The 6465-nt window shown below is 54.1% G+C and carries 6 protein-coding genes; 3 read left to right on the top strand and 3 right to left on the bottom strand.

Annotated features, from left to right (window positions below; all coding sequences use genetic code 11):
- The 3 genes from EP867_RS18280 to mobI all read right to left on the bottom strand — a co-directional run.
- A partial coding sequence (locus EP867_RS18280; RefSeq protein WP_128490894.1) for a helicase HerA domain-containing protein occupies positions 1–870 on the bottom strand: 870 nt, incomplete at its 3' end.
- Complete coding sequence (locus EP867_RS18275; protein WP_128490893.1) at positions 867–3521, bottom strand: TraI domain-containing protein; 2655 nt, start codon at positions 3519–3521, stop codon at positions 867–869. The genes EP867_RS18280 and EP867_RS18275, both read right to left, overlap by 4 nt.
- Positions 3511–3987, bottom strand: coding sequence for a conjugative transfer protein MobI(A/C) (gene mobI / locus EP867_RS18270; protein ID WP_128490892.1), 477 nt, complete (start codon positions 3985–3987; stop codon positions 3511–3513). The genes EP867_RS18275 and mobI overlap by 11 nt, the downstream gene beginning before the upstream one ends.
- A gap of 691 nt (positions 3988–4678) precedes the next feature.
- On the opposite strand from mobI, the gene EP867_RS18265 reads away from it, so the two are divergent.
- The 3 genes from EP867_RS18265 to EP867_RS18255 are packed head-to-tail and all read left to right on the top strand — an operon-like array spanning position 4679 to position 6333.
- Positions 4679–5122: a hypothetical protein gene (locus EP867_RS18265; RefSeq protein WP_128490891.1), complete on the top strand. Its 444-nt coding sequence runs from the start codon at positions 4679–4681 to the stop codon at positions 5120–5122.
- Between the two features lie 20 nt (positions 5123–5142).
- Positions 5143–5928 carry a ParA family protein gene (locus EP867_RS18260; RefSeq protein ID WP_124964912.1) on the top strand — a complete coding sequence of 262 codons (786 nt, stop codon included), beginning with the start codon at positions 5143–5145 and terminating at the stop codon, positions 5926–5928.
- Positions 5929–5952: 24 nt separating this feature from the next.
- Positions 5953–6333, top strand: coding sequence for a hypothetical protein (locus EP867_RS18255; protein ID WP_124964913.1), 381 nt, complete (start codon positions 5953–5955; stop codon positions 6331–6333).
- The last annotated feature ends 132 nt before the right edge of the window (positions 6334–6465 follow it).

Here is a 6465-nt window from a genome sequence, read left to right as displayed (position 1 = left end):
GGGCGCAAAGCCCTCGGACAGAGCGCGTTGTACGTCCATGATGGTCGGATTGGTGCCGGAGATCTCCACAGCGTAGAAGATCCCCATCAGGGCGTTTTGGGAAAACTGCTTAAACACGTCGCCTGACGCGCTTGAAGGGATGATCGCGGCCAGACGTGATGCAAGCTCGGACCCCCGTTGCCGGGATGCCAGAGGGTTGATCGCAGCGCTTTCGTCAACAAAAGCTGGATGGAAGAACGTGAAGTCTCGATCCCGGCCGAGACGCCGATATGTAGCTTCAGCATTATTCTTCAGCTCGCGGTCGCCCTTGGGATCAAGAATGATCAAAGGCTCGCCCCGCATGATTGATTGCGTTGCGATCAGATCAAAAAGGCGCGTCTTACCAGCACCCGTTGTCCCGATGATGTGGACGTGCCCTTTGCTCTCGTTATCGAGCAGATAGACAGGCTTCTCGTTCGCCGCCCCCACTCCATGGAGGAAGGTAGCGCCTTTCCGGCGCTGCTTGATCTCCCCAAGCCGTTCTGGATCTCGGTAAAGGTCGCTTACCTGCTGCGCGTGGGTTGCGGTCCACTCAAAGCCGTGGCCCAGGAACAGGCTGTCGTCACTCAGTTTCTCCTGCATTTCGTCCAGAGACAGGAAGTTTTGCTCCTGCCGCTCAAGCTTCACGAGCCTTTTGAACCGGATGCGTGCGAATGTGGCCTGATAGAGCGCGACCACAAAGAATACTGAGGTCATGATCAGCGTGGTTTTAAGGCTGAAGCCCGATACCAAGTGCATGAGGATCGCGCACAAGATTCCACAGCCGCCCCACGAAAGCGCAAGGTACAGCTCATAATTGGGCCGATAGTCGGTTTCATAGGTCTGTTTCATGCAGAGGTTCCCCCGCCGGGAGGTTCAGCGGCGATCTGCTGTTCGATCACAGCCGAGCAATCCGCACCCATATCAACAGTGGTCAGCCCGTCTTCGTTTGGTTTGCTGACCGTGAAGCTCGACTTGAACGTTTCATGATCGAGGCGCAGCGCGTTGGACGGCCAGTGCTTGCTGAGGTGGCCTATATGGAGGCCTGCCTGTTTGAGAGCGCCGACAGCTCCGTCCCGGTATGCCTTGGGGATGCTGGTGCCGCGCAGAGAGAACCCCCCTTTACCATTGGAAATGGCAGCAACCGTCTGTGTGGGATTGTCCCTGAGGTACAGCCAGAAGAAGGCCCAGAAAATCCGCTTTCTCTCCTCAGGTGTGAGGGTGGTTAGCGCGACATAAGCAAACTGCCACGACGGGGCGTCATCATCGAGCTCTGGCATGGACAGTTCAGGCTCAGGGAAGGTCGCAGGCGCATCAGCAATCCCCGGCTTGCCCGGTTTAGGCGAAGCCTGAGCTTTATCCACCACTTCCTTGCCTGCTTCAGGCTTCACCTCGGCGCTGGCCCCCTGCCCCGCCTCCTGGGTGTCTTTAGCGGAAGGATTTGCCTTGGGCTTTGCTTTGCTGGCAGATTTTGCTGGGGGCTTAGCCGGAGGATCTGCCTTGGGCTTTGCGGTGGCCTTCGGCTTGGCTGCCGTCTCGGGCTTATCCTGAGGATCTGCCTTCACCTTTGGTTTGGCGGCGGACTTAGCCGGGGCTTTTGCCTTAGTGGTGGTCCCTGCCCCCTTTTTCACGGCAGCGGTAGACTCGGCCTGGGCAGCCGGTTTCTTGCGGGCAGGTTTTGCAGGCGCTTCTTCGGCCTTAACCTCATCCTCTGTTTCTTTTACCGCTTCGCTCAGCTCAGTGGCGAGACCGGCTGTGAAAGCCAGCGCATTAGAAAGCTTGTCATTTAACAGGACTGGGGCGTCTTCGACCTTTGATGCCAGCTTGGGGCGGATAGCGAGAAGCTGTCGCGCCTCTTCTTCGGCCACCTGATGCTTCTTCATAACCTCCTGCACGTCTTGAGGCTTGAAGTCCTGCATATAAGCGTTGTCGTGCAGCAGAGCGTGGTCAGCTGGCAGGATCCTGCCGTTGTCGATCGCAACCGGGATAGCGACAGCAGACGCAGAGGCCGGCGAGCCGCTGAACGACAGCGTGGGTGCTCGAAGGGTGACTGAGGCGGCAGGCTTGATGCCGATAGGGATTACCGCCAGCTCAATCAGTGCGTCCTTAATCTGCCCGTTGATCGGCTTGAGGATAGACTCAACATCCCGCGCACGGAAACGCACGGTCCCCTTGGACGCAGGCACATAGTCCTGAAGCTCATCGACCTTAATCTGTTCGGGAAGCAGCATCTCCAGCGTCCGGTTCATGACATAGGAGGCTTCCAAGGTGTTGAAGACGATTTCACGGATGTGGGGCCCAAAGCTCACGCCCATGAGGGGTTTGCTGGTCAGGTAAGCAATGAAGTCTTGGATGGAGCTTTCACTCGCCACGAAGAACGGCACCCCATAGTAGCGGATGCCCTGCTCCGTATCGTGTTCAACATGGGCATAGATGAAGGGGGAGTTGGGGAGGTTCCAGCCAGCCTCCGAGGCAAACTCGTGGAAGCGGCGGATGACCAGCGCGCTCATTTCCGCCGATCCGGGGCGGCGTCGGGGGTCGATAGAAAGAGCAACATTCATATGGTCGGCGTCACGGACCACTGTGAAAATCGGTGTCTGGGCAGCACTTTCGGGGTTGCGAATGAAATCCTCGAACTGTGTACGCACCAGATCATTCGAGTTGTAGATGAACGCCAATAAGGGGCGAGGCACCAAAGCCATGATGTAGCGGGCGGTGAAATCCCGGTGGGGCATCATCTCCTGCATGTCAAAGTCGATGTAGTAGGAGAGAATGGAATTGGCTTCGACCCAGGCCTCAAAGCCTTCAACCATCGGCTCCCATGGCTGCGCGTAAACCGGGGCGGCAGATGACATGAATTGTCCATCCGCTCCTGTCTTGTTTGAGACACTGTGGGGATAGATCTTCCCGGTCGTGTTCAGCTTGCCAATGTCATGCAGAAGCCCACCGACGAAGCAGATCAACTGCCATGCAAGATTATCCGCGTCTCGGTCCCTGGGTGTGCTGTGTACCGTGACGTTCTTGGCTACGCTCATGTGAAGCGAGGTGACTGCGACGCCGATTGAGTGGGTGAATAAACCGCCACGGTTAGGGTGGTGGTGGCCACGCGATGCGGGAAAAGGCCCCATCCAATGTGCGACACGGCGGATCAGGTGCATCAACTGTTTGTCGAAGTCAGGCACCAGATGCTTGTGGCTGAAAGATTGCAGAGCCTGATCGATCAAGGCGCGGTTGGCTTGAATGAGTTGCGCGGCGCTAAGTGGGGCTAACCCCTCGCGGTTGTGGTGGACCACATCAGGAGGAACATACAAATCTTTGCTGCTGGAAAGGAAGTCATCGAGGTCCAGTTCGGGTCCGAACGTCGAGGTCCGTGCCGATCCTGAGGTGGATCCTTCTGCTGATGACCCAGAGGTTGGGGAGCCAATGACTGTGATCTTCCCTGTTTGGGTGGCGGCCTGAGGGGTGGGAGCCTGCCGAAACAGCCTCAGGAAATTACGCAACATAATCGCTCTCCAAATGCTCTTGGGGGTCAGTCTCCTCCAAAACCTGTTCCATCTCCTTCAGCACGGCCCGCCAGAAGCTGATGCGTTTACGGAGTTCTGCGGCCTCTCCCTCGATCTCCCAGAGCTTGTCTTGAAGGTCTGGATCAAACTTGCTGAAGATGGATTTGCGATATTTTCCCCTGACGCGACCGGGGATTTCCTGCGTGAAACGGACCGGCCCGATGTTCTTCACGTTGTATTTTTTCGAGGTGTAACGGATCCACACGATCCTGGGCCCCATCGCCTTTCCGTCAGTTTTGACCGCCAAAGCACAAGGAGGTTTCCTGCGGTTTACCGCATCCTCAACAACGATAAGCGCGTTGGCGCGATCCCTGAGCATCTTAGCTTCAGTCAGAAGCTCATGCTCCAAAGTCTCCCTGTTTTCGATGATACTTTGGGCAATCAACCTTTGCGTTTTCATAATCATGATAAGGAGTTACCCCTTCTTCCTCATTCGCGGGTGAGAAGCAGTTTCCCTAGCGAGGGTAGTGCAGTTTTTCCCGCTTTACTCCCAATTTTTCCGACCAAATTCCACGGCTATTACAGAGATACACACACAGGTGTCTTTCGTCTACATCTGAGAAGTCGGCACAGATGGAAGAAAGAGGGATAGGCAGAAGACATTTCCTGCGACGGAAAAGGGTCGCGCGCGTAATGGCGTAATGCACAACAAGAATGTCCCTAGATGAAGATGGCGTAATGGACGTGTCGAAAACCCGATAATTGGCGTAGCAAGTGTGTGAAAAAGCGCGGGAATTCTTGCTTGGTGGAGTGGATTTGGGAGATCCGTTTTGAAGCACATTCCACACGGCTTTTGCGAGTGGCAAGCTACCGGCTGGTACGCAGCTTCGGATCGATTGGATGTTGGAGGGAATCCCAGATAGCTCTAGAAGTGACGGAGAGGCCCGCTGAGGGGCATATTAAGGTTTTTTGGTATCAGGGTAGCTGAAAGGTGAAGGTCGGCTCCTGAGGGCCTTCTGGGCCCGCTTAGGGGCAGGCGCATCCTGTCGCTCGTCTTGTCGTGAACTATCGGGCTGATGGTTGTCGGCCGTCAGCAGCAGATCCAGAATTGCTTTCTGTCCTATATGCTGGCGGTTCCCGGAGTATCTGGCTCTGCGATGAGCGAACATTATGTGCGGGGTGTAAACAACGTAAACCCTGTAAACAACGTAAACTCTGTAAACAACGTAAACTTTGTAAACATCGTAAACTATGTAAGCAATGTAAACAAAGTAAACACTGTAAACGAAGTAAACAGTGTAAACGGTGCAAACAGTGCTGATACTGTAAACATCGTAAACTTTGTTTACCGTGTATACGTTGTAAACCTTGTCTACATCGTATACGTCGTATACATCGTTTACGTTTCCGGTGTTGCTCTCGATGTAAACTATGTTGACTTTGTATACGTTGTAGACTTTGTATACCGTGTAAACTTTGTAAACTTCGTTTACGTCGTAAACATCGTTTACATGCTGCCTTTATCGCTGTATGAAAAATCAAACCCTGAGATACAGGCGCTCTCTCCTAACCAAGCCGAGCATCAGGGGATCCACAAATAGATCATAGGGCAGGTCAAGGTATGATCATTTCAGCTTACACTACCAAAGGCGGCGCAGCTAAGACGACCTCTGTTGTCACTCTTCTTAGCGCCCTGGCTCAGTACAACGCGGCAAATCCTGAAAGCCCCCTGAAGGTTTTAGCCCTGGACCTCGATGGCGTGCAGGCATCTCTTACGAAGTTTTCGTTGCTTAGAAATACGATGGGGCGCCCTGACTATGGGATCGTGTTTGAGAGCTACAAAGTTACTGATTTCGATAGCGGAATGTTGGTTGAGAGGGCAAAGACCTTCGACATTATCCTGATCGACATTCCGGGTTTCTTTGACGCGAAAACCTTGCGGACAGTGTGCCTGTCGAACGTAGTGATGGTTCCGACAAACCTGTCAGTCGTTGAGTTCGCAGAGGCTAATGACTCACTGAACAGACTGACCACCCTGAGGAACGAACTGAACATCCCCGGCATGCAGGGATTGTTCATTAACCGGACAGAGCCGGTCATGAACATGACTGCGCGCTTCTCGAAGGTTCTGTTTCAACAAATGTTGGAGTCAGGACATAGCGTCTACAATGCCAAATTGACGCGCTATGGCGTCTACCAGCAGCAGCTCGACTATGGTGCATACCTGTTCGAGATGGAGGAAGACGGGGGCAAAGGCGTAGTGAAAGCTATGCTAGAGGCGGCCCAGACACTTAAGGCGGTTATGGCCTTTGACACTGTGAATTACGATCCTTCCAAGCCACTGACTTTCTACCTGAACAGCCTCGGGACTGAGGAAAGCCAAAACGCGGAAGAAGCGACTGCATAACGGTAATCAGGAGCAGGATAAGTCATGAGCAAAATGTTGAAGCCGACCGGCATGGTTGATTTCCGTGCTTCCCTGGGTACTGCACAAAAGGCTACCACAGACCTTTCGGAACTCGCCAAGCGCGTCGAGGAGCACCAGAGCGATGCTCTTGTTGCTACAGTGCTCTCCCCAAAAGGTCAGGTGAGGGAAGAAGCACCCACGCGGGATGAGCCTGCGCTCGATAAGAAGAAACCCGCTTCAAAGCGTGCAGGAGCCCATAACCAGCAAGAGCGCCTTCGGGTTTGCTCGCTGCGTTTGAGTGAAGATGAGTGGAAAGTCATCCAAGATACTGCCGACAGCAGCAATACGACCTCCAGCAGGCTACTGCGGGCTATCGTGAAGCAGTGGATCGATAAGCAGAAGTGAACAGGAGCCCGGTTCTACTGGCTGAAATGCAGGATCTTACGCTCTCGGCCGTCCTTTAGGGCGGCCGTTTTCATTTCGTCAGGGTCTACAATCTGACTAGTTGTGCCTTGGCTGAGATCGACCAGAGCTATA

The sequence above is a fragment of the Falsigemmobacter intermedius genome (genome assembly GCF_004054105.1).
Taxonomy (GTDB): domain Bacteria; phylum Pseudomonadota; class Alphaproteobacteria; order Rhodobacterales; family Rhodobacteraceae; genus Wagnerdoeblera; species Wagnerdoeblera intermedia.
The sequence above is the reverse complement of the archived record's forward strand: the minus strand, read 5'-3'. Positions and strand labels throughout refer to the sequence as shown.

Bases quoted from the DNA above. Each gene is read 5' to 3' on its own strand.
- EP867_RS18255 (WP_124964913.1), top strand. From the start codon at position 5,953: ATGAGCAAAATGTTGAAGCCGACCGGCATGGTTGATTTCCGTGCTTCC.
- mobI (WP_128490892.1), bottom strand. From the start codon at position 3,987: ATGATTATGAAAACGCAAAGGTTGATTGCCCAAAGTATCATCGAAAAC.
- EP867_RS18260 (WP_124964912.1), top strand. From the start codon at position 5,143: ATGATCATTTCAGCTTACACTACCAAAGGCGGCGCAGCTAAGACGACC.
- EP867_RS18265 (WP_128490891.1), top strand. From the start codon at position 4,679: ATGAGCGAACATTATGTGCGGGGTGTAAACAACGTAAACCCTGTAAAC.
- EP867_RS18275 (WP_128490893.1), bottom strand. From the start codon at position 3,521: ATGTTGCGTAATTTCCTGAGGCTGTTTCGGCAGGCTCCCACCCCTCAG.